Genomic DNA, 25,174 nt, shown 5'->3' with positions numbered 1-25,174 from the left:
ACACCGAGCCCAAGCGAGGTGCCGAGTGGTGGGGCAAGAGCGTTTTGCTTACTTTTGCGCTTTTCAAAAGTGAGCCGCTGTAAAAGCGGAACCAGTAGCAGCCGTTACCGCAGAAACGGATATGTACTCAGTCTGATCCAGCATCCCGGCCAGCCCCAAGGCCGCCATCGGGCGCAAGTCGAATCGTCGCACCGCCCCTCCCACATTTGGTTTGCGGTGTGTCAGATATTGGCGCGCAGAATGCTGTCCGGCAGTGACTCACCCTGCTCGACACTTGCCGCAACGGCTGCGATCAACCCTTGCAAGTCATACCCCTGCCCCGCCAGCCACGCCTGATCGTAGTAAGTGGTGGCATAGCGCTCTCCCCCATCACATAGAATTGCCACGATCGACCCCGACTCCCCCGCCGCTTTCATCTGTTGCGCAGCCACCAGGGCACCGATCAGGTTCGTCCCGCTGGAGCCGCCCACTCGCCGCCCCAACCGCTCGGCCAGGTAATGCATGGCTGCCAGGGACAGCGCATCCGGCACCTTGACCATCGCATCGATCACTGCAGGCAAAAATGAGGCCTCGACCCGTGGCCGGCCAATGCCTTCGATCCGCGAGCCACAGTCCAGGCGCAGGCTGGCGTCGCCGCTCAGGTAATAATCGAAAAACACCGAACGTTCGGCATCGGCGCACATCACACGGGTGCAATGCTGGCGATAGCGCACATAGCGTCCCAGGGTCGCGGTAGTGCCGCCGGTCCCGGGGCTGGAAATCAGCCAACTGGGCTCCGGGTGTTGCTCGAAACGCAACTGCTGGAAGATCGACTCGGCGATGTTGTTGTTCGCGCGCCAGTCGGTGGCGCGCTCGGCGTAGGTGAACTGGTCCATGAAGTGCCCGCCGCTTTCCTGCGCCAGGCGTTCGGACTCGGCATAGATCTGCGTAGGGTCCTGCACCAGGTGGCTCTTGCCGCCATAAAAGGCAATCTGGGCGATCTTTTCCTGGGAGGTGGTGGCGGGCATCACCGCAATGAACGGCAGGCCGAGCAGGCGCGCGAAATAGGCTTCGGAAATGGCCGTCGAACCGCTGGAAGCCTCAATCACAGGTGCACCCGGCTTCAGCCAGCCGTTGCACAACGCGTACAGGAACAGCGAACGCGCCAGCCGGTGCTTCAGGCTGCCGGTCGGATGGCTGGACTCATCCTTGAAGTACAACTCGATACCCGGCAAGCCCGGCAATGGCAACGGGATCAGGTGGGTGTCGGCGCTGCGCTGAAAATCCGCTTCAATGATACGAATGGCTTCGCGGGCCCAGGGACGGTGGTCGCTCATGACGAGACTTCTCTAAGGATTTGGCCTGATATTAGGGGGTTTCCTACACTGCACACAGATACAGTAACGACTCAATTGGACACACAATTGCTAGGCTTAGACGCAACGCCAGCTCTACCGAATGCTTATAACAAATAAGAATATAACTTTTGTTTTAACAACTAACGGTACGGGTTAGGGTACGCACCTATTGAACCTGGATTGGAGAGCATCCCTTGCCTCTGCGTAGCACTTTCACCCGTTTCTTCCAGCTGGAGGCCGCCAGCGGTCTGTTGCTGATCGCTGCTGCCGCCCTGGCGCTGATTATCAACAACTCACCCTTGTCGCACCTGTACGGCGCCTTTCTCGATACGCCCGTGGTGGCCCAGGTTGGCGCGCTGCAAATCGCCAAGCCCGCCTTGTTGTGGATCAATGATGGCCTGATGGCGTTGTTCTTCCTGCTGATCGGTCTGGAGGTCAAACGCGAGCTGCTCGACGGTCACCTGTCCAAACCGTCGCAGGTGGTGCTTCCGGGTGCGGCGGCGATCGGCGGCATGGTCGTACCCGCGCTCATCTACTGGGCATTGAACAAGGACAACCCTGCGGCCCTCGCCGGATGGGCGATCCCGATGGCCACGGATATCGCCTTTGCGCTGGGCGTCCTGGCACTGCTGGGCAAGCGTGTGCCGGTGTCGCTGAAACTGTTCCTGATGACCCTGGCAATCATTGACGACCTGGGCGCCATTGTCGTCATTGCGCTGTTCTATTCCGCCGACTTGTCCGGGGCCTCCCTGGCCGGCGCAGCGGCCTGCCTGATCGCGTTGATCGCGATGAACCGCCTGGGCGTGGTCAAGCTTGGGCCGTACCTGATCATCGGCCTGATCCTGTGGGTGTGCGTACTCAAGAGCGGCGTGCACGCCACGTTGGCCGGGGTGACCCTGGCGTTCTGCATTCCATTGCGCACCCGCAATGCCGAAACCTCGCCCCTGCTGACCCTGGAGCATGCCCTGCACCCATGGGTGGCCTACGCCATCCTGCCGTTGTTCGCGTTTGCCAACGCCGGGGTGTCCCTCACCGGCGTCAGCCTCGAGAGCTTTACCCACCACGTGCCCATGGGCATTGCCGCCGGCCTGTTGATCGGCAAGACCATCGGTGTGTTCGGCCTGACCTGGCTGGCCATCAAGACCGGCATCGCCTCACTGCCCAGCGGCGCTAACTGGGGCCAGGTGCTGGGGGTAGCGATTCTGTGTGGTATCGGCTTTACCATGAGCCTGTTTGTCGGCTCACTGGCGTTCGTACCGGGTGTCAGCGAGTTTGCCGGCGAGGATCGCATGGGGATTCTGACCGGTTCAATATTGGCGGCCTGTATCGGTTATGCGGTGACGGCGATGGCGAGTCGCAGGAAAGCCGTCACTTCCTAGCAGGTGATAGCCAAACAGCAAAAAGCCGCCTCGAACTGAATCGAGGCGGCTCCACTTCTCAGACCTTACAGGTCATCGAAGCTGTCCCGCAGGAATACCCATACGTGATAAACACGCAGGGCATTCACTACGAGGTTCCACGTACGTCGTGCAAACTTAGACATACTCGGCCCTCCAAGCATTGGGCCTTACCTCCAGCGCACTTACCGGAACACGTGGGCCTTCGGGTGCACGTCAGTGCTCCTGTGAGGCGGGCCGGGTTTATGGTCCTCGTGCATCAATCCGGCACGGATTACTAGCCCGTGGCAGTCGGTCCAAAATTTGCGCGCGAACCCGGCCAACCTACTTCACGAAGAGCGCAGAACGACGGCGATACTAGCCCAACTGTCGCGCCAAGGTGTGACAGACAAAGGCTGATTACACCATGGAGCTGTTGCTGGTTTTTGCAGATTAAATTCTACAAAAAAGATCATTACATCAATGAAAACCACTGATCCTCAAGCCTTGCTCCGTGCGCTGAAAAAGCAGTAGTATCGTGAACACGTCAGTGCTCCCGTGAGACCGCAAGCCCCTGCAAAGTGGGCCTGCAATAAAAAACCGCCCTACTAAGGCGGTTTTTTATTATGTGCAATTAGGATTTCTTAGACGGTAAGATCACGGCCCATTAAACAAAAAACCCCAACCAGTCACCCGGTTGGGGTTTTTCTTTGCCTTTCGCTGACCGCTTAGCGGGTAACGCGGCTGGTACCGTCAACCGTCATGATGCGTACACGGTCGCCAATGCGGAAAATTTCATTTTCCTGCACGGCTTGTACGTAGGAGCGCATGCTGCCGTCGTCTTCGCGAACGGTGATTTCCACGCCCTGGGTGCGGGTCAGGCCTTCTTCGGTGGCCGAACCCAGCAGGCCGCCGGCCACCGCGCCGATCACAGCGGTGACGATACTGCCACGGCCGCCGCCGATGGCGCTGCCGCCAACGCCGCCGATGACTGCACCCGCAGCGCCGCCGATTGGGGTTTTGGTGCCTTCGATTTTCACCGGACGCAGGGATTCGATGGTGCCCATGCGAACGGTCTGTACGCGACGCGCCTCGTCACGGGAGTAGGAGTCGCCGGTCAGACTCGAGGCGCAGCCACCCAACAGCAAGGACAGGGTAGTAAAGCAGGCAACTAGTAAAACAGACTTACGCATAGCATCAACTCCAAAGGACAGGTATTCATTAAACGCTGCGGCTTGGCGCCTGTCACGGCAAGCCAGGCAAAAAAGTGCTTTCATTCAGCCTGAGTACAGACTGTCGGTACCACAGGATTCGACGAGCGGTAGCTAAGCCGCACCATGCCATAGCCTGGTTGATCAGTGTAGTCGTACAGCCGAAAACGCCGAAATCTCGTACATAAAGACTTCGGCGCTCAGGACATGATTCAGATGAGATGACGAAAGGCGACGCTCAAGGCGCAAGACGCTCGCGCGTCCATTGGCCCGCTTGCAGCCGATAGTTGAGGCGATCATGCAGTCGGCTGGCGCGGCCTTGCCAGAACTCGATGCGCTCCGGCAACAAACGATAGCCTCCCCAATGCTCGGGGCAATCGGGTTGGGTGTCGCTGAAACGTTCTTCAGTCGCCTTGAGCAGTTGCTGCAGTTCTTCGCGATCACCAATGACCTTGCTCTGCGGCGATGCCCACGCACCCAGGCGGCTGCCCAGGGGGCGCACCTGATAATAAGCATCCGACTCTTCAGGCGTAACCTTGACCACGCGCCCTTCAATACGCACCTGGCGCTCGAGGGTCGGCCAGAAAAAGGTCATGGCCGCGAACGGCCGCGCCGCCAGTTGCTCACCTTTGGCGCTCTGATAGTTGGTAAAGAAGGTAAAGCCCTGTGCATCCAGGCCCTTGAGCAACAGGATGCGACAGTGCGGCCGACCGTCCTGGTCGACCGTCGCCAGGGTCATGGCATTGGCCTCCACCGGTGCCTGCTCGGTTTTCACCGCATCGGCGAACCATTGGTGGAACAAGGCAAACGGCTCGTCCGGGGCCTGGGCCTCGCTCAAACCGTCCCGTGTGTAGTCACGGCGCATATCGGCCAGTGCCTGGGTCATGCGGCTTTATCCTTGTGGTTCAACGGATCAGTTTTTCGCCTGGTCGTTACTCGCCGGTGCAGCAGCCTTGGCTTTGGTCGCAGCCGGTTTCTTCGCAGCCGGCTTGGCCGGGGCCTTTTTAGCGGCTGACTTGGCAGCCGGCTTGGCGGCGGCTTTCTTGGCCGGCGCTTTCTTGGCTGGGGCTTTTGCCGCCGGGGCCGGTGCGGGAACATCCTGCACGGCGACCATTTCAGCCACAGGCGGAGTCTTGCCCGAGTTGTACTGGCTCAGCAGCGCCAACATAGTTGTACGCTGAGTGAACATGATTTCCATGCGACGATTCAGCGCACGGCCCTGGGAACTGTCATTGGCGGCGCGCGGCATCAGGTCGCCCATGCCCCGCAGCATCAGGCGGTCCTGCTTCAAGCCGCTGAGGCTGAAAATCGAAGCGATCGACTGCGCACGTTCCTTGCTCAGCGCCTGGCTGGCCGGAGCGCTGCCGGTTGCATCAACGTGGCCCAGAACCAGTACGGCGGTCTTTGGATCGGCTTCAACGGCCTTGGCGACGCGCGTGAACGGACCCAGGGTCACCGGCAGCAGCATCGCCGGGCGTTTCGGGTTGTATGAACCGTCTACCGGGGCAATCACCACCAGTACGTTGTCGCGACGCTCCAATTGCAGGTTACTGTCCTTGATCGCGGCGCGCAGGCGCGGCTCGTAATCGTCCAGCCAGGCCTGGGTGATTTTTGGATCGGGCATCTGCACGTTGGTCACATCGACCTTGGCCAGCGGCTTGGGCTTGGTATCGAACGGCCACCACCAGTGGGCTTCGGTGTCGGTCTTGGCCACGGGAGCCGGGGTGGCGGCCTGGAGGTCGGCTTTCAGGTCGGCCTTGGCCTCGGCGGCCTTGTCGTCGGCGCTCTTGGCGGAGAATGGCCACCAGTTGAAGCCGGTGTCGCTCTTGGCTGCCGGAGCAGGCGCTGCGGCGACAGGCGCGACAGGCTTGGCGTCGGCAGCGGGCTTGGCATCGACAGCGGGCTTGGCGTCCGGCTTGGCGTCGGTCTGGGTCACTGCGTCCTTGGTAGCAGCCTTATCTGATCCAAATGACCACCAGTGCCCACCTTCGGCATCATTTTGTGGAGTTTGTGCACAGCCGGTAATAGTGAGGCACAGCGCCAGTGCCAAGGACTTGTTCGATAACATGAGATATCCACAAAATGAGAAAAAACCAAGGGGCCACGTGCCCCGTTAACCAGACGCTTAAAGAACATTGAAGTTACATCATTGCGTTCAGCGTCTTCTTATACGTGCCTTTGTAACAAAAAATTGTGAAACAGCAAGGGGTTTATAGACAACCGGCCAATATTCCGACCAACTTCTGGGCCCGTGGGTCCATAAGTACATAGGGCCCCAGGGTATTAGTCACAAAACCGAAGGCTACATCATGCTCAGGGTCGGCAAACCCTACCGAACCCCCTGCCCCCGGATGCCCGAATGCGCGCGGACCAAGGCCGAACGTAGCATTGGGCAACTCCGGTTGATCCAACATGCAACCCAGGCCGAAACGGGTTTGGGTCAATAAGGTTTTATCCGGCCCGATACTGTGCTCGCGGGTCAATTGTTCGAGCATGTCGCTTTCCAGCAAACTACCGTCCAATAAACCACTATAAAAGCCGGCCAAGCTGCGTGCATTACCGTGACCATTTGCCGCGGGTTGCTGCATACGCCGCCATTCGGGTTTATTAGTGCTGGTCAGAATAGACGGCGGATTGGCAAATGCACGTGTAGTCATTGCCGTGGGTTCACGCATCATTACTTGAAGTAACCGTTGTGCCGCAGCATCGCCCATATTGCCCTTGCTGCGGGCTATATGGGCGACACGGTAAAACTCTTCGTCCGCCAGGCCCACGTGAAAATCCAGCCCCAGCGGCCGCGCCACTCGCGCCACGATAGACTCTCCAGGCCCGCGCCCATCGGCACGGCGCAACAGTTCACCGACCAGCCAGCCATAGGTGATTGCCTCGTAGCCATGGCCCTGGCCGGGTGTCCACCACGGCGCTTCGGCCGCCAGGGTATCGACCATCAACTGCCAGTCGTACAAGGCTTCGGTGGGCAGCATCTCGCGGATCGCCGGCAGCCCGGCCTGATGGCAGAGCAACTGGCGCAAGGTAATGGACGCTTTGCCCGCTGCGGCAAATTCCGGCCAGTAATCGGCCACGGGCGCATCCAGCTTCAGCTTGCCTTCGGCTACCAGCTGCAGGGCGGTGACGGCAGTGAAGGTCTTGGTGCAGGAGAACAGATTGACGATCGTGTCACTGTGCCAGGCCTCGGCGCCGTCCTTATCGGCGGTGCCGGCCCACAGATCGACAACCGTCTCGCCGCCGACCTGGATGCAAAGCCCGGCACCGCGCTCCTGAGGGTCATCGAACAATGCGGCAAACGCTTCACGTACCGCTTCGAACTGGAGCGCGTAATGACCCTGAATCTGCACCGGAGCGACCTCGAGAAAACCGCATGAAAAGTGGCCGACATTGTTCCAGTCATTGCGGGATTTGTGAACCCGTCAACGGCGAATCAATGCCCATTTCCGGAGTGCCCGCCAGCGTGCCCGGCGCCCTGGCCCGCACCTTTGCCGGCCTGGCCCGAGCGGCCGCCTTCACTCTCGCGGGACGCACCGGCGGCCCTGGCTTTTTCAGCCTCCTTACCCAGTTGGTCGACCGCCGCGAGATTGCTTTTACGCACGCTCTCGACAAAGCCCTGAAAGGGCACGTCAGTGATGCCAACCAGGCCGAAATGGCCGTTTTCACCGTCCAGCAGGCGTCCGGTCACGGGCTGGTCCAGGTACTGGAACCAGTGCACGCCGACAATCGAAGGCTCGGCCATGGCTTGCTTGAGGAAGGCGGCATAGGCCGCGCCCCGCTCTTCTTCACGGGCCAACTGCGTCACGCCGCCCCAGAATGGGCCACGGTCGTTGGAGCCAAAGTTGAACTCGGTGATCAATACTGGTTTGTCGAGTGCGCGCAGGGCGGCGAAGTCATAACCGTCCTGGGGCTTGAGGGTATACATATTGAAGCTCAGCACATCGCAATACTGTGCACAGGACGCCACGGCTTCAGGGGTGCTCACGGCGTAACGTCCGCCCAGCAGCAGTTGGTTGGGCGCGTGCCATTTCAGCGAGTCGGAGATGGTCTTGAAGTAGGCATCGGCGAAGGTCTTTTGGAAATACTTGAAGTCGGCCTCGATTTCCGGGTGTTCCGGGCTGGGCATCGGCGGCTCGAAGCCGGGGTCTTCCATCAGCTCCCAGCCGGCCAGGTGGATGCCCCAGGCTTTCGACAGACCGTCCTCATTGCGGTACTTGTCGCGCAGTTGCTTGAGGAAAGCACGCTTGGCCGGTACGTCGGTGGTCATGCGCAAGGTGCCGTAGGCCAGGGCATAGCGCGATTTTGCATCGTCGCCAGGGCCGGCCCAGGCCAGTTCGTTGTCGGCGAAGAAGCCGATCAGCCACGGGTCGTCGCGATGATCGCGAGCGGCAATGGCCACGGCGCGCTCAGTGGCCATGGCGAAGCGTGGGTCGAACGGGTCGGGCATGCCGCCCCACCAGTCGGTGCCGGTGCTGATGCTGGCGTAGTCACCCACAATCGACAGCGGCAAGGTGTAAGGCACACGGTCAGCCGTGGCCAGGTCCGGATCGCTCCAGTTGCCCACGGTGTTGAAACCCCAGGCTTGCAGGCGGTCGAGGGTATGGGTCACCCAGCGTTTCTGATCGAAGCCGTCACCGCCATAGGTGCGCTGCAGGTTGGCGCCATAAAAATCATACCAGCGTCCCGAACCGAAACCGCGACCTTCGCCCGCGCCGTTGCCGGTACGGTTGTCGCCACTGCCGTAATACTTGTCGAAGGGTTCACCGGCCTTGGGCAGCGCCGCAAACATCCACTCTCGCCCCGCCACATAGGTCTGGCTGTTGTCCGCAGCCACGGTGTTGACACCCAGCGAGTAGAACGGATGGCCTTGCGGCGTGACCAAGTACCAGCGACCGTCGCGCTTTTCAGTGCGGAAGAAGCCGCTGGCGTCGAACGCCGGGCCTTTGTTCCAGCCGCCGTATTGATCCAGGGCGGATTTGTCACGCTCGGCGATCCACCCCTTCAGTTGTTGCTGCTCCTTGGCGGCTGCGGCCTTGAGCTGCTCGTCACTGCTGACTTTTTCCGGCCAGCGCGCGCGGGTGGACTGACCGTAAGCGTCCACCAGTTCGCTGTAGGCGGCCTTCATCACCGGCTCGCTATCCTGCACGCCAAAGCGCTCCAGCAGGATGCTTTGGGCGGCATCGGGTTTGATCATCGACAGCGTCACCGACACCACCTGGCTGCGGTCGACTTCCCCGGTGCTGGCGGCCAGTAACACACGCTGGCCGTCCACGGTCATCGGCATCGGCGGGCCGGCCTTCATGCCCTGGCTCAGCGGCGAGTTGGCTTGCAGTGGCACCAGCAAGGTCTGGGCCGGGCCGGCCGGCAGGTCGATGCGACTGACCAGGGTCTTGCCGTCGGCACTTTGTACTTTCACGTAGAGGGTCAACGCCCAATTCATCGCGCTCTGGATGCGCAGGCTCATGGCGCCCGATTGCGACCAGTCCCACACGCCGGTTTGCGGGCTGAGCACCAGGCTCGGCTCGGCCGCCGGGCTGAAGGTGATGCGGCGCAGCACTTCGCCCTCCGGGGTTTGTTCGGCGTTGTATTGCGGCAGGCTGGCGTCCTGGGTCGCCACCTTGACCACATCGGCGGGCCGGACGAAGTTGAACAGCGTTTGTTGCCCGGCCGGCGCGGCCATCAAGGGCGCGGCGAACAGCAGGGCAAAAAGAGCGGGCAGCGTGCGAATCATACGAACAAGGTTCTCCCAGACGGCCGGTGAATGGCCTGATGACATACATGAGATAGACCACGAAGTGGGCGAGTTCGCCCACGGTGGCTTAAGAAATTTCGCGCCTGAACGGCGGCAAGGCATTCAGGATTGCCTTGCCATAGCGCTGGGTGACCAGGCGGCGATCGAGCAACGTGATGGTGCCCCGGTCCTGCTCGGTGCGCAGCAAGCGCCCGCAGGCCTGCACCAGCTTGAGCGACGCATCGGGTACCGAGATTTCCATGAACGGGTTGCCGCCGCGGGCTTCGATCCATTCGGCCAGCGCCGCTTCGACCGGATCATCCGGCACCGAGAACGGGATCTTGGCGATGACCACATGCTCGCAGTAGGCGCCGGGCAAGTCCACGCCCTCGGCAAAGCTCGCCAGGCCAAACAACACGCTGGAATCACCGCCATCGACCCGCGCCTTGTGTTTGTTCAAGGTTTCCTGCTTGGACAGGTTGCCCTGGATGAACACCTGTTTACGCCAGTCGCGGTCAAGGCCATCAAACACATCCTGCATCTGTTTACGCGACGAAAACAGCACCAGGGTGCCTCGCGAGCCTTCCACCAGTTCGGGCAGGTCGCGGATGATCGCCGCCGTGTGCGCCGCCGCGTCCCTTGGGTCGGCCTTGAGGTCGGGCACCCGCAGGACGCCGGCGTCGGCGTGATGAAACGGGCTCGGCACCACCGCAGTGACGGCCTTTTTCGGCAGGCCGGCACGCATGCGGAAGCGGTCGAAGGTGCCCAGCGCCGTCAGCGTGGCCGAGGTCACCAGGCAGCCGTAGGCCACGTTCCACAGGTTGCGGCGCAGCATCTCGGCGGCGAGGATCGGGCTGGCATTGACCTCGATATCGAACAGCGCACCGCTTTCCGCCAGGGTCAGCCAGCGCGCCATCGGCGGGTTGTCTTCCGGGTCTTCGACGGTAAAGGCCGTCCACAACTCCCAGTTGCCCTGGGCGCGGGACAGCAGGCTGCCGAACAGCGGGTACCATTCTTCGGCCTGGTTACTGGCGATGCCGATATTGACCTCGCCATCCATGCCTTCCTTGAGCAAGTCGGTGAGACGGGTGAACAGGTCGGTCAGGCGGGAAAAGCCCTTCTTCAGTTCAATGCCCATTTCGCGCATATGCTCGGGAATCATCCCACCGACAAAACGGTGGCGCGGCCGCTCACGGCCTTCCACGTCTTCGCCGGGCTTGAAGTCGGCCACCTGCTCGCAGGCGCTGAACATGAACTGCTGCTGGGTCTTGATCTCCCGCGCCAGCTCAGGCACCTGTTCGATCAGCTTGCCCAGGTCGCCGGGCAGCGGATGCTGGGCCAGCAGCTTGGTGAGGTTCTTGGCGGTGGTTTCCAGCCAATCGGCGGTAGAGCGCAAGCGGGTGTAATGGGCAAAGTGGCCGATGGCCTTGTCCGGCAGGTGGTGACCTTCGTCGAACACATACAGGGTGTCGCGCGGGTCCGGCAGTACGGCGCCGCCGCCCAGGGCCAGGTCGGCCAGCACCATGTCGTGGTTGGTGACGATCACGTCGACCTTGCCCATGCCTTCGCGGGCCTTGTAGAAGGCGCACTGACCGAAGTTGGGGCAATGGCGGTTGGTGCATTGACTGTGGTCGGTGGTCAGGCGCGCCCAGTCGGAGTCTTCCAGGGCGGTGGGCCAGCTGTCGCGATCGCCGTCCCATTTATTACCGGCCAGTTTTTCGATCATGCTGGTAAACAGTTTCTGGCTGACTTCGTCGACTTCGATCTTGAAGCCTTCTTCTTCGAACAACGAAGCCGTGGCGGTCTGCGCGTGGCCTTCCTGCAGCAGCACGTCAAGCTTGGACAGGCACATGTAGCGGCCACGGCCCTTGGCCAGCGCGAACGTGAAGTTCAGCCCGCTGTTGCGCATCAGGTCAGGCAAGTCCTTGTAGACAATCTGCTCCTGCAGGGCGACGGTAGCGGTGGCAATCACCAGGCGTTTGCCGGCGGCCTTGGCGGTGGGGATCGCCGCCAGGCTGTAGGCCACGGTCTTGCCGGTACCGGTGCCGGCTTCGACGGCCACGACCGCAGGGTCGCCGCTGCGCCGACCTTCGTCGTCGGTGTCGATATCCCCGAGGACCTTGGCCACTTCGGCGATCATCAGGCGTTGGCCGTAACGCGGTTTCAAGCTCTTGGCTTCGAGAAAACGCGAGTAGGCGCCCTGGATCGTGGTTTTGAGTTCAGTGCTGATCATGGATAGTCGGGCGCAAAAAACGCTGGATAAATTTTCAGTGGTTCGGATCGGCCGCTATCATACCCCGCTAATTAATCCCGCGCAGAACGGAGTACCACAATGACCGCGTTTAGCCTCGCTTACACCCTGCATGTATTGGCCGCCCTGATCTGGGTCGGCGGCATGTTTTTCGCCTGGATGATCCTGCGCCCCGCCGCCATGGCGGCCCTTGAGGGCCCTGCCCGGCTCAAGTTGTGGGCAAATGTGTTTCAACGTTTTTTTGTATGGGTGTGGGTGGCGGTGCTGATTTTGCCGATCAGCGGCGTCGGCCTGCTGCACCTGCGCTTCAACGGTTTTGAAACGGCGCCGCGCTATGTGCAGGTGATGATGGGTTTGTATCTGGTGATGACGGCGCTGTTTATCCGCATCCAGGCGTTGAAGTTTCCGGCGTTGAAGGCGGCGGTGGCGGCTGAGGATTGGCCGGCGGGCGCGGCTGCATTGGGGCAGATTCGCAGGCTGGTGGGGATTAATTTGATGGTGGGCTTGGTGGTGGTGGCGATTGCTTCGGCTCGGCCGATGTTCTGAGTAGACCTGTCGTCCGCCATCGGGGGCAAGCCCCCTCCCACCTTTGATCGCATTCCAATGTGGGAGGGGCGGTGCGACGATTCGACTTGCCCCCGATGGCGTCAGAACGGACGACTCAGAGCCGCTGGATAGTCACTGTTCCAGCAGGCCCCGCCGGCCCCGGTTGCCCTTCCAACCCCGAGCGGCCTTTTTCACCGCCATCGGCGCGGTACACCAGGCAGCCCTTGGACTGACCGCCCTTGCCGGGTTTACCCGCGACACCGGCCAAGCCCCCAGGCCCGCCGTCCACCAAGACCTTGATCTGATCAGCCGGGAAACTCTGCGGTAACTCCACGCGCACTAGCGCACCCGACGCACCCGGCAACCCATCGCCACCGTTATCGCCATTGAACCCACGCCCGGCAGAACCCCAGGTGCAACCCGGATCGACGCCATTGGCGCCATCCAGGCCGGCATAACCCTGGGCACCGGCGCCACCGCGGGCATCCACCGACAGTGCTTCTGCAGTCAGCGACTCGATACGCAAGGTCAAGTCGCGCCCCGGCTTGGCTGGCCTTTCATGGGTGCCGGGCGCGCCGCGAGAGGTGATCTGGCTGCCCTGATCCAATTGAGCCTGGCGCACCTGCAACTGCAGCGCGGTAGTGCCGGGGACGATGGCGATACGTGCTTCACGCCCCAGATGCAGTTCCTCCACCGCGATCTGACTGATGGTGGCCGGAATCAACAGGGTGCCGTAGTCCGCCACGTCCAGGCGCTCGAGCTGCAACACGCTGGTGCTGCTGGGCAGGCGCATCAACGAATGGGTTTCAACGCTGACACTCTGGGCCAGGGCAATGGGGCTGACCAACAGGGCCAGCAGAAAAACCTTACGCATCATGGGGCTCCCGAGTGTTTCCGAATTTTTCTTTGGACGCACAGTAACGACTTCTACAGGCGATTTGCCAGTGAAGGATCAAAAAACTTCAGAAGGCCCGGCTCAGGCACCGGCGCTATCGGCACTGCGGCGCTAGGCCAGCACGCCCAGCCGCGCTAGTCTCTAGAGTCCTGATGTGAGGATCTTAAATGACCGCTGGAATTTCTTCCCGTACACCCCAGCAAGCGCTGGCCGCGTTGCTGGACCTGCACGCCCCCAAACGCCTGTTGCTGTTGGGCGCCAGCCAGTTTCCCGCACTGGATGCGTTTAAAACGGCGCATCCCGACGTGCGTGTCAGTATTGCCCCACCCGGACCGCTGCCCGCGGAACTGGCGGCGCAGCGTTTTGACCTGGCGCTGGTGGTCGATTGCCTTGAACACCTGCCCAAATCCCAGGGTCTGACGTTGCTGGGCGGCATTCGCAACCTCAATGCCAGCCGCATCGCGGTGCTGGTGGACCTGGGCGCCTGCGACTGGAAGGACACCGATTTTTTCTCCCTCGCCCTGCAGGCCGGTGAGCGTTTCCAGCGCGATGAGCAGGTGCTGACGCTGTTTACCTATGATCTGCTTGACTATAAACAAGTACCCGACTGGCTCAACGCCCGCTTCTGGGCCAACCCGGAAAATTTTGGCAAGTATTGGTGGTAACACAATGAGTACATCCATTTGCCCCTGCGGCAGTGGCAATCTGCTGGATGCCTGCTGCGGCCATTACCACGCCGGCCACCCCGCACCGTGTGCCAGCGCATTGATGCGCTCGCGCTACAGCGCCTATGTGCTGGGCCTGGTCGACTATCTGGTGGCAACCACCTTGCCGGCGCAGCAGGCCGGCCTGGACCGCGAGGCCATTAGCGCCTGGAGTGCGCAGAGCACCTGGCTTGGGCTGGAGGTGGAAAATTCCGAGGTCTTCGGCGGCCAACCGGAACATGCCTTCGTGACCTTCACGGCGCGCTGGCACGACAGCAGCGGTGAACATAGCCATCGCGAGCGGTCTTCTTTCGTACAGAATGAGGGGCGCTGGTACTTCATCGACCCGACGGTGGACGTGAAGGCCGGGCGCAATGACCCATGCCTGTGCGGCAGCGGGCAGAAGTTCAAGAAGTGCTGTTCCGCCTATTTTTAACGACCTGACAGGGATAACGCCAATGCTTCGCACATTCAGCCTGATGCTGGCGTTAACCCTGGGCCTGAGCGGCTGCGCCTCCTGGTTCGAGGACGACTCGCCGCCGCCCCACGTATCACTGGTGAAGGTCGAAGTGGTGCGCGCCAAGTTGCTGGAGCAGAAGTTCAAGCTCTACTTTCGCGTGGATAACCGCGACGACGCCGACCTGACCGTGCGCGGCCTGATCTACAAGGTCACCCTCGGCGACCTGGTGCTGACCGAAGGCGAGTCCAACGAATGGCTGACCGTACCGCCGCGCGGCCATAAATACTTCCGGGTGTCGGTGCGGACCAACCTGTGGCCGCGAATACGCGATGTGGTGCAAATGCTGAAAAACCCCGAGCGCCCCGTGCCCTATCGTCTTGAAGGCGAGTTGAAAACCGGATTATTCATCGGTAATGACGTGCAGGTGGCTCACAATGGCGAGATAATCCCCGGCGATTTTATTCCGGAGCGACATCGATGACTCAGCAACCCCATGTCCATGGTCCCGACTGCAACCACGATCACGATCACCAGGATCACGACCACGGCCATGTCCACGGCCCGAACTGCGGCCACGCTCACCAGGAGCCGGTGCGCAATGCGTTGAAAGACGTCGGTCGCAACGATCCTTGCCCGTGCGGCAGCGCGAAGAAATTCAAGAAGTGCCACGGCGCTTAAGCCACTCGACACTCAATGTGAGAGGGGGCTTGCTCCCGATAAGGTGTGTCAGTCCGCCTATTTGTGACTGACCCACCGCTATCGGGGGCAAGCCCCCTTCCACATGAGTACTCATGCAATTACACAACTCCCGCTTGCGTCGTTTCGCCGCGCTCACTAACGTAGCGCCTTTAATGACGCTACCCCCCGCAGGAGCTTTGCCATGGCCTCGCCAGCCCTTACACATTTTCTTCCCCGGTTCGGCGTTGCCGCGGCAGTGGTCAGTGCGTTGAGCCTGTCCGGTTGCCAGCTCCAGAACACCCAGGACACCCTGCCCCCCGCAGCCGGCGTAGAGCCGATCAAGGGCCTGGCGCAAAACGTGTCGATACGCCGCAATGCCCAGGGCATGCCGCTGATCGAAAGCAACACCTTCCACGACGCGCTGTTCAGCCTCGGCTATGTGCATGCCAGCGACCGGATCACCCAGATGGTCACTCTGCGGCTGCTGGCCCAGGGCCGCCTGGCGGAAATGTCCGGGCCCGAGGTCCTTGATGTCGACCGCTTCATGCGCGCAGTCAACCTTAAAAAGAGCGCCGGCGAGCTGTACAACGCTTCGTCGCCGCGGCTCAAGCGTTTCTTTGAAGTCTACGCGCGGGGCGTCAACGCCTACCTGTTCCGCTACCGCGACAAGCTGCCGACCGACCTGGCCCAGACCGGCTACAAACCCGAATACTGGAAACCGGAAGATTCGGCGCTGCTGTTCTGCCTGCTGAACTTCAGTGAGTCGAGCAACCTGCAGGAAGAAATCTCATCGCTGGTGCTGGCGCAAAAAGTCGGCGTCGACAAGCTCGCCTGGCTTATCCCCAGCGCGCCGGACGAAGCGATCCCGCTGGCCGAGGCCGACAAGCTCAAGGGCGTGAACCTGAGCCAGATCACCGGTCTTGCCGGGTTGGACACCGTCAGCCAGCAACTCAACAGCCTCAATGCCCTGGGCGTGACCACGTCGAGCAACTGGGCCATCGGGCCGCAACGCAGCCGCAGCGGCAAAAGCCTGCTGGCCAACGATATCGCCGCCCAGCCGCAAGCACCAACGCCCTGGAGCTACGTGCAGATCCGTGCGCCGAAATATCAGGCGGTCGGCGCGTCGATTGCCGGCCTGCCGACCCTGCTGTCGGGTTTCAACGGCAAGGTGGCGTGGAGCATGAGCGCGGTCAAGGGCGACACCCAGGACCTGTTCCTGGAAAAGGTCAAACGCCAGGGCAGCGCGCTGTACTACGAGAACAACGGCAAATGGCTACCGGCCGGCGTGCGTAACGAGACCTTCTTCATCAAAGGCCAGCGCTCGATTCGCGACGTGGTGTACGAAACCCGTCACGGCGCCTTGCTCAACAGCAGCCAGGCGCTCACCAGCGGTTTTGGCCTGGCCCTGCAAACCGCCGATTTGAAGGACGACAAGAGCCTGGATGCGTTCTTCGACCTGTCCCGCGCGCAGAACGCCGGCAAGGCCTCGGACGCTACCCGTGAAATTCGCGCCATTGCGCTGAACATGATCTTCGCCGACGCCAGCAACATTGGCTGGCAAGTCACCGGCCGCTTCCCCAACCGCCGCGAAGGCCAAGGCCTGCTGCCCTCGCCGGGCTGGGACACGCGCTTTGACTGGGACGGTTACGCCGACGCCATGCTGCACCCCTATGACCAGGATCCGGCTCAAGGCTGGATCGGCACCGCCAACCAGCGCACTGCCCCGCGTGGCTATGGCATGCAACTGTCCAATTCCTGGGACGCGCCGGAGCGCAGCGAGCGCCTGGCGCAACTGGCCAACGCCGGCAAGCACGACAGCCGCAGCCTGATCGCCATGCAATACGACCAGACCACCCTGTTTGCCGCCAAACTCAAGGGGATGTTCCAGGCGCCGGGCATGGCCCAGCCGCTGAAACAGGCAATCGACGCGCTGCCCGCCGCCGAACAGGCCAAGGCGCGTGAAGCACTGGGCCGCCTGATGGCCTTTGATGGTCGCCTTGCACCGACGTCCGCCGACGCCGCGGTCTACGAACTATTCCTGCAGGAAAGCGCCAGGCAGATCTTCCTCGACAAACTCGGCCCGGAACACAGCGCCAGCTGGAAAGCCTTTGTCAGCAACACCAGCCTGTCCTACTCCGCCATCGCAGACCATTTGCTGGGCCGTGAAGACAGCCCGCTCTGGGATGACACGCGCACACCGCAAAAAGAAGACAAGCCGGCGATTCTCGCTCGCACCCTGGCCGCTGCGATCAGCACCGGCGACAGCCTGCTGGGCGCCGATCACAAGGCCTGGCAATGGGGCAAGCTGCATACCACCACCTGGAAAAACGCCAGCGGCCAGGTCATCCGCGGGCCTTTCGCCAGCGGTGGCGACCACAACACCCTGAACCCGGCACCGTACAACTGGGGGCAGGATTTCAATGTGGCCCAGACGTCAGCGCTGCGCATGATTGTCGACTTCGGCCAGCCCGAACCGATGATGGGCCAGGGCGGCACCGGCCAGTCCGGCAACCCGGCCAGCCCGAACTATGCCAACGGCATCGATCCGTCGCTCAAGGCGCAATACCTGAGCTTCCCGATGCAGCCGCAGAACTTTGACAAGGTGTATGGCAAAAGCCGGCTAACCCTCACACCTGGCAAATAACCCGGTTTTCAAATGTGGGAGGGGGCTTGCCCCCCGAAAGCGATAGATCAGCCACTGCATCAGTGGCTGACACTCTGTCATCGGGGGCAAGCCCCCTCCCACATTTGGACCCCATGCATTCTGATAGAACTTCTGCACAGCCCCCCGCCTCATAAGTAACAAGCCCATCTCCCCGGTCACCCCATGGACCTCGTCATCGCCCGACCCGAAGGCCTCTATTGCCCCGCCGGGGATTTCTACATTGATCCCTGGCGCCCGGTGGAACGCTCCGTCATCACCCACGCCCACGGCGACCACGCCCGCACCGGCAACGAGCATTACCTGGCCGCCGCGCCCGGCGAAGGCATCCTGCGCTCGCGCCTCGGCCAGGACATCAACTTGCAGACGCTGGCCTACGGCGAACAACTCGTGCACCACGGCGTCACGTTGAGTTTCCACCCGGCCGGGCATGTGCTCGGGTCGGCCCAGGTGCGCCTGGAATACCAGGGCGAGGTCTGGGTCGCGTCGGGCGATTACAAGGTCGAGCCCGATGGCACCTGCGCGCCTTTCGAACCAGTGCGCTGCCACACCTTTATCACCGAATCCACCTTTGGCCTGCCGATCTATCGCTGGCAGCCGCAGGCGCAGATTTTTTCCGGTATCAACGACTGGTGGCAGGCCAATATCGCCGCCGGCAAAGCCAGCGTGTTGTTCTGCTATTCCTTCGGCAAGGCACAACGGATTCTGCACGGTATCGATGCCAGCATCGGTCCGATCCTCAGCCATGGCGCCGTCGAGCCGTTGAACCGGGTCTACCGCGAAGCGGGTATCTACATCCCCGAAACGCTATACGCCGGCGACTTCAAAAAAAACGACCCGCTGCTGCGCCAGGCCCTGATCATCGCCCCGCCCTCCACCGGTGGCAGCACCTGGATACGTCGCTTTGGCGACTACAGCGACGCCTTCGCCAGCGGCTGGATGCGCCTGCGCGGCACGCGGCGGCGGCGCGGGGTCGATCGCGGCTTTGTGCTGTCGGACCATGCCGATTGGCCCGGGCTGTTGTGGGCGATTGAGCAGACCGGCGCCGAGCGGGTGATGGTCACCCACGGTTCGGTCGGCGTGCTGGTGCGCCATCTGCGCGAGAAAGGCCTGGATGCCCAAGGTTTCAGCACCGAATACGGCGACGACGAAGAAGAGGCCAGCGCATGAAAGCCTTCGCCGAGCTGTACGCCAACCTCGATGCCACGACCTCCAGCAACGCCAAGCTGGCGGCACTGCAAGCGTATTTCCGACAGGCACCGCCAGAGGATGCGGCCTGGGCGGTGTACTTCCTCTCCGGCGGGCGCCCGCGGCAATTGGTGCCGTCCCGCCTGCTCAGGGACATGGCGACGCAAGCGGCGAACATCGAGCCATGGTTGTTCGAAGAAAGCTACCAGTCCGTCGGCGATCTGGCGGAGACCATTTCCTTGCTGTTACCCGAATCCACCTACACCTCTGAAGATGGACTGGCGGTGTGGCTGGAAGACAAACTGTTACCGCTGCGTGGCCTTGCGCCGCTTGAACTGGCCGAGCGCCTGCCGGCGCTGTGGGCGCAACTGGATCAACCGAGCCTGATGGTGTGCATCAAGTTGATCACCGGCAGCTTTCGCGTGGGCGTGTCCAAACTGCTGGTGACCCGCGCGCTTGCCGCCATGGCCGGGCTCGACAGCAAGCGCGTGGCCCAACGGCTGGTGGGCTACACCGACCTGTCCAATCGCCCTGCGGCCGCAGGCTATCTCAAGCTGATTGCCGCCGAATCATCCGACGAGCATGCGCAACGCGGCGGGCAGCCGTATCCGTTTTTTCTCGCCCATGGCTTGGCGCAACCAGTGGAGCAGTTTGACGCGCTGCTCGGCTCTCCCGCCGACTGGCAAGTGGAATGGAAGTTTGATGGCATTCGCGCGCAGTTGGTCAAGCGTGAGGGTCGCTTGTGGGTCTGGTCGCGCGGTGAAGAACTGGTAACCGAGCGTTTCCCCGAGCTTCACAGCCTGGTCAGCGGCTTGCCGGACGGCACGGTGATCGACGGTGAAATCGTGGTCTGGAAAGAGGCGGTGCAACCCTTCGCCCTGCTGCAGCAGCGGATCGGCCGCAAGACATTGAGTAAAAAAGTGCTGGAGGATGCACCGGTGGCGGTGCTCGCCTACGACCTGCTCGAATACCAGGGCGACGACTGGCGCAACCACACCCTGGCTGAACGCCGTACGCAGCTGGAACGCGTGATCGCGCAGTGCAACCAACCCGTGCTGCTGCCCTCGCCACTGCTCGAGGGGCAAACCTGGGAAGCGCTGGCCGTGCAACGCGAAGCCTCCCGCAGCCTCGGCGTCGAAGGCATGATGATCAAGGATCGCAAAGGCCTTTACGGCGTGGGCCGCACTAAAGACATGGGCCTGTGGTGGAAGTGGAAGGTCGACCCGTTCAGCATCGACGCCGTGTTGATCTACGCCCAGCGCGGCCATGGCCGGCGCGCGAGCCTGTACAGCGATTACACCTTCGCGGTCTGGGATGGCCCGCCGGGCAGCGAGCGCACACTGGTGCCGTTCGCCAAGGCCTATTCAGGGCTGACTGACGAAGAGATGCGCAAGGTCGATGCGATCGTGCGCAAGACCACCGTGGAAAAATTCGGCCCGGTCAGCAGCGTCACGCCGAGCATGGTGTTTGAGTTGGGCTTTGAAGGGATTGCCCTGTCCAAGCGGCACAAGAGCGGCATTGCAGTGCGATTTCCGCGGATGTTGCGCTGGCGCCAGGATAAGCCGGTGGAAGAAGCCGACAGTCTCGCCACGCTGCAGGACTTGTTGGCCTGACAAAAATCAACTGTGGGAGGGGGCTTGCCCCCGATAGCGGAGGGTCAGACACAGATGCTCTGACTGACACACCGCCATCGGGGGCAAGCCCCCTCCCACATTGGAATCCCCATATGACCTGTAATGGTGCGACCTTTTCCGAATGCACATTAGTGGGCATTTCCTACACTAATAAATCCCTTATCCCACCTTTTAAAACGATCATTCGGAACTATGGTGCAGAAATTGCTACTTGTGCTGCGTCTGACACCGTTCAGTAACAGTCCTAAACGCGCCACAAGCGCTTATCTTGGTTTCCAGGGAACACATAATGAAAAAAGCATTGCTGACCCTTTCTGCACTGGCTCTGTGCATGGCTGCAGGTGTTGCAACCGCCAAGGAATACAAGGAATTGCGTTTCGGTGTCGATCCCTCCTACGCACCGTTCGAATCCAAGGCCGCCGACGGCAGCCTGGTGGGCTTCGATATTGACCTGGGCAATGCCATTTGTGCGGAGCTGAAGGTCAAGTGCAAATGGGTTGAAAGCGACTTTGACGGCATGATTCCGGGCCTCAAAGCCAACAAGTTCGACGGTGTGATTTCTTCCATGACCGTGACCCCGGTGCGCGAGAAGGCGATCGACTTCTCCAACGAGCTGTTCTCGGGCCCTACTTCGCTGGTGTTCAAAAAAGGTGCAGGTTATTCGACGCCTGAATCGCTCAAGGGCAAATCCGTGGGCTATGAGCAAGGCACCATCCAGGAAGCCTACGCCAAGGCCGTGCTGGACAAGGCCGGTGTGACCACCAAGGCCTACGCCAACCAGGACCAGGTGTATGCCGACTTGACGTCCGGGCGCCTCGACGCGTCCGTGCAGGACATGCTGCAAGCCGAACTGGGCTTCCTCAAGTCGCCGGCCGGTGCCGGCTACGAAGTCAGCGCCGCCATCGACGACCCACTGCTGCCTTCGAAAACCGCGATCGGTATCAAAAAAGGTAACACTGAGCTCAAGGCGCTTTTGGATAAAGGTATCAAAGCGTTACACGATGATGGCACCTACGCCACCATCCAGAAAAAACACTTTGGCGATCTGAACCTGTACAGCGGCAAATAATGCCTGGGGCGCCCCTTTTTCAAGGGGCGCTTTTTTATCGCCATAGGTCCTGATTTATGTTCGAAGATTTGTTGCAAACCCTCGGGCTGAGCGCGTTCAGCTTGAAGGGTTTCGGCCCGCTGTTGCTGCAAGGCACCTGGATGACTATCAAGTTGTCGGTGCTGTCCCTGGCCGTCAGCGTGTTGCTGGGCCTGCTCGGCGCCAGCGCCAAACTGTCCAGCCTGCCCCTGCTGCGTATCCCCGCCCAGCTCTACACCACATTGATTCGCGGCGTCCCCGACCTGGTGCTGATGCTGCTGATTTTCTACAGCCTGCAAACCTGGCTGACCGGCCTCACCGACTTCATGGAATGGGAATACATCGAGATCGACCCATTCAGCGCCGGGGTCATCACCCTGGGCTTTATCTACGGTGCTTATTTCACCGAGACCTTTCGAGGCGCGATCCTGGCGGTGCCCCGTGGTCAGCTGGAAGCCGCCACCGCCTACGGGCTCAAGCGCGGGCAACGGTTTCGCTACGTGACCTTCCCGCAAATGATGCGCTTTGCCCTGCCGGGCATCGGCAATAACTGGATGGTGATGCTCAAGGCCACCGCGCTGGTGTCGATCATCGGCCTGGCCGATCTGGTGAAAGCAGCCCAGGATGCCGGCAAGAGCACCTATCAACTGTTCTACTTCCTGGTATTGGCCGCGCTGATCTACCTGTTGATCACCAGCGCCTCCAATTTTGTCTTGCGCCGTCTTGAACGTCGCTACGCCGCAGGTTCACGGGAGGCCGTGCGATGATCGAGCTTTTGCAGGAATACTGGCGCCCGTTCCTTTATAGCGACGGCCAGCACATCACCGGCCTGGCCATGACCCTGTGGCTGCTCAGCGCGGCATTGGTGATCGGCTTCCTGGTGTCGATTCCATTGTCTATCGCCCGGGTATCGCGCAGGCGCCTGGTGCGCTGGCCGGTGCAGTTCTACACCTACCTGTTTCGCGGCACGCCGCTGTATATCCAGTTGCTGATTTGCTACACCGGCATCTACAGCCTTGCCGCCGTGCGTGAGCAACCGGTACTCGATGGGTTCTTTCGCGATGCGATGAACTGCACCATCCTGGCCTTCGCCCTCAACACCTGCGCCTACACCACGGAAATTTTCGCCGGGGCGATCCGCAGCATGGCCCACGGCGAAGTCGAAGCGGCCAAGGCCTACGGCCTCAGCGGCTGGAAACTGTACGCCTATGTGATCATGCCGTCGGCACTGCGCCGTTCGTTGCCGTACTACAGCAACGAGGTGATCCTGATGCTGCATTCGACCACGGTGGCGTTTACCGCGACCATTCCGGATATCCTCAAAGTCGCCAGGGACGCCAACTCGGCCACCTTCATGACCTTTCAATCATTCGGCATCGCGGCATTGATCTACCTGGCCGTGACCTTTGCCCTGGTTGGCCTGTTTCGACTGGCGGAACGCCGCTGGCTGGCCTTTCTCGGGCCGAGCCATTAAGGAGCGCTCATGCGTCATCAGCAACATGACCTGATTGCGCCGGTGCCCGGCACGGCGCGACAGATTCACAGTTTCCACTTCGGCCCGGAGCAGGCGCAAAGCAAGGTCTACATCCAGTCCTCACTGCACGCCGATGAACTGCCGGGCATGCTGGTGGCCTGGCACTTGAAGGCGCGCCTGGCACAGTTGGCGGCGACCGGGCGCGTGCGCAGCGAAATCGTCCTGGTGCCGGTCGCCAACCCAGTGGGGCTGGAACAGGTGCTGATGGACGTCCCCCTGGGCCGCTACGAGCTGGAAAGCGGACAGAACTTCAATCGCCTGTTTGTCGACCTCAGCGACGCCGTCGGCGATCAGGTTGAAGACTTGCTGGGCAGTGATCCCCAACATAACGCCCGGTTGATCCGCACCGCGTTATCCGCCGCTCTGGCCGCGCAAACCGCGTCGACTCAACTGCAATCCCAGCGCCTGGTGCTGCAGCGCCTGGCGTGCGATGCCGACGTGGTGCTGGACCTGCACTGTGATTTCGAAGCCGTGGCGCACCTCTACACCACGCCCGAGGCTTGGCCGCAGGTGGAGCCGCTGGCGCGTTACCTGGGGTCGGAGGCCAACCTGCTGGCCACCGATTCCGGCGGGCAGTCCTTTGATGAATGTTTCACCCTGGTGTGGTGGCAGTTGCAGCAACGCTTCGGCACGCGCTTCCCGATCCCCATGGGCAGCTTTTCCGTGACCGTCGAATTGCGCGGCCAAGGCGATGTCAACCACGGCCTCGCGGCCCTGGACTGCCAGGCGATCATCAATTACCTGACCCACCTCGGCGCGATTGAAGGCGACGCGCCACCACCGCCCGCACTGCCCTACCCGGCCACGCCCCTGGCGGGCGTGGAGCCTGTGACCACAGCGGTGGGCGGCTTGCTGGTGTTCCACGCCTTGCCGGGGGAATACCTGGAGGCCGGGCAGCTTATCGCCGAAATCATCGACCCCATCACCGACCGCGTAACGCCCGTGCATTGCCGCAATGCCGGCCTGCTTTACGCCCGCTCGCTGCGACGCATGGCCACCGCCGGGATGGTGATCAGCCATGTCGCCGGCGCAGAGGCCTACCGCAGCGGCTACCTACTTTCGCCTTGAGGATGCACGCCCCATGTACAAATTGACCGTTGAAGGCCTGCATAAAAGCTATGGCGACAATGAAGTGCTCAAAGGTGTCTCGCTCAAGGCCAACACCGGCGACGTGATCAGCCTGATCGGCGCCAGCGGCTCGGGCAAGAGCACGTTCCTGCGCTGCATCAACTTCCTGGAAACCCCCAACGACGGCGCCATGACCCTGGATGGTCAAGTGATCCGCATGGTCAGCGACCGCCACGGCATGCGTGTGGCCGACGATGCCGAGTTGCAACGTTTGCGCACGCGGCTGGCTATGGTATTCCAGCACTTCAACCTGTGGAGCCACATGAGCGTGCTGGAAAACATCACCATGGCCCCGCGCCGCGTGCTGGGGTGCAGCAGGAAAGACGCCGAAGACCGCGCCCGCCGCTACCTGGATAAAGTCGGCCTGCCCGCGCGGGTGGCTGATCAATACCCGGCGTTTCTCTCCGGCGGCCAGCAGCAACGGGTCGCAATTGCCCGCGCGCTGGCGATGGAGCCCGAGGTGATGTTGTTTGATGAACCCACCTCGGCGCTGGACCCGGAGTTGGTGGGTGAAGTGTTGAAAGTGATCCAGGGCCTGGCCGAAGAAGGCCGCACCATGATCATGGTGACCCATGAAATGAGCTTCGCGCGCAAAGTCTCAAGCCAGGTACTGTTCCTGCACCAGGGCCTGGTGGAAGAGCAAGGTGCGCCGGCGGACGTGCTGGGCAATCCGAAGAGCGAGCGTCTGCAGCAATTCCTGAGCGGCAACTTGAAGTAAACCTTTGGGGCGCCTGGGGGGTCTGTGC

22 protein-coding genes are annotated in these 25,174 nt (G+C 61.6%); 14 read left to right on the top strand and 8 right to left on the bottom strand.

Annotated elements, in window-relative coordinates; all coding sequences use genetic code 11:
• Positions 1-221 precede the first annotated feature (221 nt).
• Complete coding sequence (locus BFP89_RS14490; RefSeq protein ID WP_065886133.1) at positions 222-1,316, bottom strand: PLP-dependent cysteine synthase family protein; 1,095 nt, start codon at positions 1,314-1,316, stop codon at positions 222-224.
• A gap of 215 nt (positions 1,317-1,531) precedes the next feature.
• On the opposite strand from BFP89_RS14490, the gene nhaA reads away from it, so the two are divergent.
• A complete protein-coding gene (nhaA, locus tag BFP89_RS14485; protein WP_065886132.1) occupies positions 1,532-2,716 on the top strand; it encodes a Na+/H+ antiporter NhaA in 1,185 nt (394 codons plus the stop codon).
• A gap of 725 nt (positions 2,717-3,441) precedes the next feature.
• On the opposite strand, the gene BFP89_RS14480 is transcribed toward nhaA, so the two are convergent.
• From BFP89_RS14480 to dinG, 6 genes are all read right to left on the bottom strand, one after another.
• Positions 3,442-3,906 (bottom strand): glycine zipper 2TM domain-containing protein, encoded by a 465-nt coding sequence (locus BFP89_RS14480; RefSeq protein ID WP_065886131.1) that lies wholly within the window; start codon positions 3,904-3,906, stop codon positions 3,442-3,444.
• A 256-nt stretch (positions 3,907-4,162) separates the two neighbouring features.
• On the bottom strand, positions 4,163-4,810 hold the full coding sequence (pdxH, locus tag BFP89_RS14475) for a pyridoxamine 5'-phosphate oxidase (protein ID WP_065886130.1): 648 nt from the start codon (positions 4,808-4,810) through the stop codon (positions 4,163-4,165).
• A gap of 27 nt (positions 4,811-4,837) precedes the next feature.
• A complete protein-coding gene (locus tag BFP89_RS14470) occupies positions 4,838-5,992 on the bottom strand; it encodes an OmpA family protein (protein ID WP_083208062.1) in 1,155 nt (384 codons plus the stop codon).
• A 142-nt stretch (positions 5,993-6,134) separates the two neighbouring features.
• Positions 6,135-7,280, bottom strand: a complete 1,146-nt coding sequence (locus BFP89_RS14465; protein ID WP_065886128.1) for a serine hydrolase domain-containing protein — start codon at positions 7,278-7,280, stop codon at positions 6,135-6,137.
• Between the two features lie 83 nt (positions 7,281-7,363).
• Positions 7,364-9,661, bottom strand: a complete 2,298-nt coding sequence (locus BFP89_RS14460) for a beta-galactosidase (protein WP_065886127.1) — start codon at positions 9,659-9,661, stop codon at positions 7,364-7,366.
• Between the two features lie 88 nt (positions 9,662-9,749).
• Complete coding sequence (gene dinG / locus BFP89_RS14455) at positions 9,750-11,894, bottom strand: ATP-dependent DNA helicase DinG (protein ID WP_057723161.1); 2,145 nt, start codon at positions 11,892-11,894, stop codon at positions 9,750-9,752.
• Between the two features lie 99 nt (positions 11,895-11,993).
• On the opposite strand from dinG, the gene BFP89_RS14450 reads away from it, so the two are divergent.
• Positions 11,994-12,458, top strand: a complete 465-nt coding sequence (locus tag BFP89_RS14450) for a CopD family protein (RefSeq protein ID WP_065886126.1) — start codon at positions 11,994-11,996, stop codon at positions 12,456-12,458.
• 115 nt (positions 12,459-12,573) lie between these two features.
• Here BFP89_RS14450 and BFP89_RS14445 read toward each other — a convergent pair whose 3' ends face one another.
• Positions 12,574-13,332, bottom strand: a complete 759-nt coding sequence (locus BFP89_RS14445; protein WP_065886455.1) for a collagen-like triple helix repeat-containing protein — start codon at positions 13,330-13,332, stop codon at positions 12,574-12,576.
• 188 nt (positions 13,333-13,520) lie between these two features.
• On the opposite strand from BFP89_RS14445, the gene BFP89_RS14440 reads away from it, so the two are divergent.
• From BFP89_RS14440 to BFP89_RS14385, 12 genes are all read left to right on the top strand, one after another.
• Positions 13,521-14,018: a DUF6231 family protein gene (locus BFP89_RS14440; RefSeq protein ID WP_065886125.1), complete on the top strand. Its 498-nt coding sequence runs from the start codon at positions 13,521-13,523 to the stop codon at positions 14,016-14,018.
• A gap of 4 nt (positions 14,019-14,022) precedes the next feature.
• Entirely contained in the window at positions 14,023-14,493 is a 471-nt protein-coding gene (locus BFP89_RS14435; RefSeq protein ID WP_065886124.1) for a YchJ family protein, read from the top strand.
• A 22-nt stretch (positions 14,494-14,515) separates the two neighbouring features.
• Positions 14,516-14,998 carry an LEA type 2 family protein gene (locus tag BFP89_RS14430; RefSeq protein WP_065886123.1) on the top strand — a complete coding sequence of 161 codons (483 nt, stop codon included), beginning with the start codon at positions 14,516-14,518 and terminating at the stop codon, positions 14,996-14,998.
• Entirely contained in the window at positions 14,995-15,195 is a 201-nt protein-coding gene (locus tag BFP89_RS14425) for an SEC-C metal-binding domain-containing protein (RefSeq protein WP_065886122.1), read from the top strand. The genes BFP89_RS14430 and BFP89_RS14425 overlap by 4 nt, the downstream gene beginning before the upstream one ends.
• Before the next feature lie 202 nt (positions 15,196-15,397).
• Complete coding sequence (locus BFP89_RS14420) at positions 15,398-17,839, top strand: penicillin acylase family protein (protein WP_065886121.1); 2,442 nt, start codon at positions 15,398-15,400, stop codon at positions 17,837-17,839.
• Positions 17,840-18,022: 183 nt separating this feature from the next.
• A complete protein-coding gene (locus BFP89_RS14415) occupies positions 18,023-19,027 on the top strand; it encodes a ligase-associated DNA damage response exonuclease (protein WP_065886120.1) in 1,005 nt (334 codons plus the stop codon).
• Positions 19,024-20,658, top strand: a complete 1,635-nt coding sequence (locus BFP89_RS14410) for an ATP-dependent DNA ligase (RefSeq protein ID WP_065886119.1) — start codon at positions 19,024-19,026, stop codon at positions 20,656-20,658. The genes BFP89_RS14415 and BFP89_RS14410 overlap by 4 nt, the downstream gene beginning before the upstream one ends.
• 310 nt (positions 20,659-20,968) lie before the next feature.
• Positions 20,969-21,748, top strand: a complete 780-nt coding sequence (locus BFP89_RS14405) for a transporter substrate-binding domain-containing protein (protein ID WP_057723170.1) — start codon at positions 20,969-20,971, stop codon at positions 21,746-21,748.
• Positions 21,749-21,804: 56 nt separating this feature from the next.
• Complete coding sequence (locus BFP89_RS14400) at positions 21,805-22,533, top strand: ABC transporter permease (protein ID WP_065886118.1); 729 nt, start codon at positions 21,805-21,807, stop codon at positions 22,531-22,533.
• The gene (locus BFP89_RS14395) at positions 22,530-23,240 is read left to right on the top strand and encodes an ABC transporter permease (RefSeq protein WP_065886117.1); all 711 of its coding nucleotides are present in this window, start codon (positions 22,530-22,532) and stop codon (positions 23,238-23,240) included. The genes BFP89_RS14400 and BFP89_RS14395 overlap by 4 nt, the downstream gene beginning before the upstream one ends.
• 9 nt (positions 23,241-23,249) lie before the next feature.
• Positions 23,250-24,368 carry a succinylglutamate desuccinylase/aspartoacylase family protein gene (locus BFP89_RS14390; RefSeq protein WP_065886116.1) on the top strand — a complete coding sequence of 373 codons (1,119 nt, stop codon included), beginning with the start codon at positions 23,250-23,252 and terminating at the stop codon, positions 24,366-24,368.
• 13 nt (positions 24,369-24,381) lie between these two features.
• Entirely contained in the window at positions 24,382-25,146 is a 765-nt protein-coding gene (locus BFP89_RS14385; RefSeq protein ID WP_065886115.1) for an ABC transporter ATP-binding protein, read from the top strand.
• Positions 25,147-25,174 lie beyond the last annotated feature (28 nt).

This window comes from Pseudomonas sp. 31 R 17, assembly GCF_900004915.1.
GTDB classification, from domain to species: domain Bacteria; phylum Pseudomonadota; class Gammaproteobacteria; order Pseudomonadales; family Pseudomonadaceae; genus Aquipseudomonas; species Aquipseudomonas orientalis_A.
The sequence above is the reverse complement of the archived record's forward strand: the minus strand, read 5'-3'. Positions and strand labels throughout refer to the sequence as shown.

What these genes read in the sequence shown, in the direction of transcription:
- BFP89_RS14490 (WP_065886133.1), bottom strand. Translation starts at nt 1,316, where the DNA reads ATGAGCGACCACCGTCCCTGGGCCCGCGAAGCCATTCGTATCATTGAA.
- BFP89_RS14480 (WP_065886131.1), bottom strand. Translation starts at nt 3,906, where the DNA reads ATGCGTAAGTCTGTTTTACTAGTTGCCTGCTTTACTACCCTGTCCTTG.
- pdxH (WP_065886130.1), bottom strand. Translation starts at nt 4,810, where the DNA reads ATGACCCAGGCACTGGCCGATATGCGCCGTGACTACACACGGGACGGT.
- BFP89_RS14470 (WP_083208062.1), bottom strand. Translation starts at nt 5,992, where the DNA reads ATGTTATCGAACAAGTCCTTGGCACTGGCGCTGTGCCTCACTATTACC.
- BFP89_RS14460 (WP_065886127.1), bottom strand. Translation starts at nt 9,661, where the DNA reads ATGATTCGCACGCTGCCCGCTCTTTTTGCCCTGCTGTTCGCCGCGCCC.
- dinG (WP_057723161.1), bottom strand. Translation starts at nt 11,894, where the DNA reads ATGATCAGCACTGAACTCAAAACCACGATCCAGGGCGCCTACTCGCGT.
- BFP89_RS14450 (WP_065886126.1), top strand. Translation starts at nt 11,994, where the DNA reads ATGACCGCGTTTAGCCTCGCTTACACCCTGCATGTATTGGCCGCCCTG.
- BFP89_RS14445 (WP_065886455.1), bottom strand. Translation starts at nt 13,332, where the DNA reads ATGCGTAAGGTTTTTCTGCTGGCCCTGTTGGTCAGCCCCATTGCCCTG.
- BFP89_RS14440 (WP_065886125.1), top strand. Translation starts at nt 13,521, where the DNA reads ATGACCGCTGGAATTTCTTCCCGTACACCCCAGCAAGCGCTGGCCGCG.
- BFP89_RS14435 (WP_065886124.1), top strand. Translation starts at nt 14,023, where the DNA reads ATGAGTACATCCATTTGCCCCTGCGGCAGTGGCAATCTGCTGGATGCC.
- BFP89_RS14430 (WP_065886123.1), top strand. Translation starts at nt 14,516, where the DNA reads ATGCTTCGCACATTCAGCCTGATGCTGGCGTTAACCCTGGGCCTGAGC.
- BFP89_RS14425 (WP_065886122.1), top strand. Translation starts at nt 14,995, where the DNA reads ATGACTCAGCAACCCCATGTCCATGGTCCCGACTGCAACCACGATCAC.
- BFP89_RS14420 (WP_065886121.1), top strand. Translation starts at nt 15,398, where the DNA reads ATGGCCTCGCCAGCCCTTACACATTTTCTTCCCCGGTTCGGCGTTGCC.
- BFP89_RS14415 (WP_065886120.1), top strand. Translation starts at nt 18,023, where the DNA reads ATGGACCTCGTCATCGCCCGACCCGAAGGCCTCTATTGCCCCGCCGGG.
- BFP89_RS14410 (WP_065886119.1), top strand. Translation starts at nt 19,024, where the DNA reads ATGAAAGCCTTCGCCGAGCTGTACGCCAACCTCGATGCCACGACCTCC.
- BFP89_RS14405 (WP_057723170.1), top strand. Translation starts at nt 20,969, where the DNA reads ATGAAAAAAGCATTGCTGACCCTTTCTGCACTGGCTCTGTGCATGGCT.
- BFP89_RS14400 (WP_065886118.1), top strand. Translation starts at nt 21,805, where the DNA reads ATGTTCGAAGATTTGTTGCAAACCCTCGGGCTGAGCGCGTTCAGCTTG.
- BFP89_RS14395 (WP_065886117.1), top strand. Translation starts at nt 22,530, where the DNA reads ATGATCGAGCTTTTGCAGGAATACTGGCGCCCGTTCCTTTATAGCGAC.
- BFP89_RS14390 (WP_065886116.1), top strand. Translation starts at nt 23,250, where the DNA reads ATGCGTCATCAGCAACATGACCTGATTGCGCCGGTGCCCGGCACGGCG.
- BFP89_RS14385 (WP_065886115.1), top strand. Translation starts at nt 24,382, where the DNA reads ATGTACAAATTGACCGTTGAAGGCCTGCATAAAAGCTATGGCGACAAT.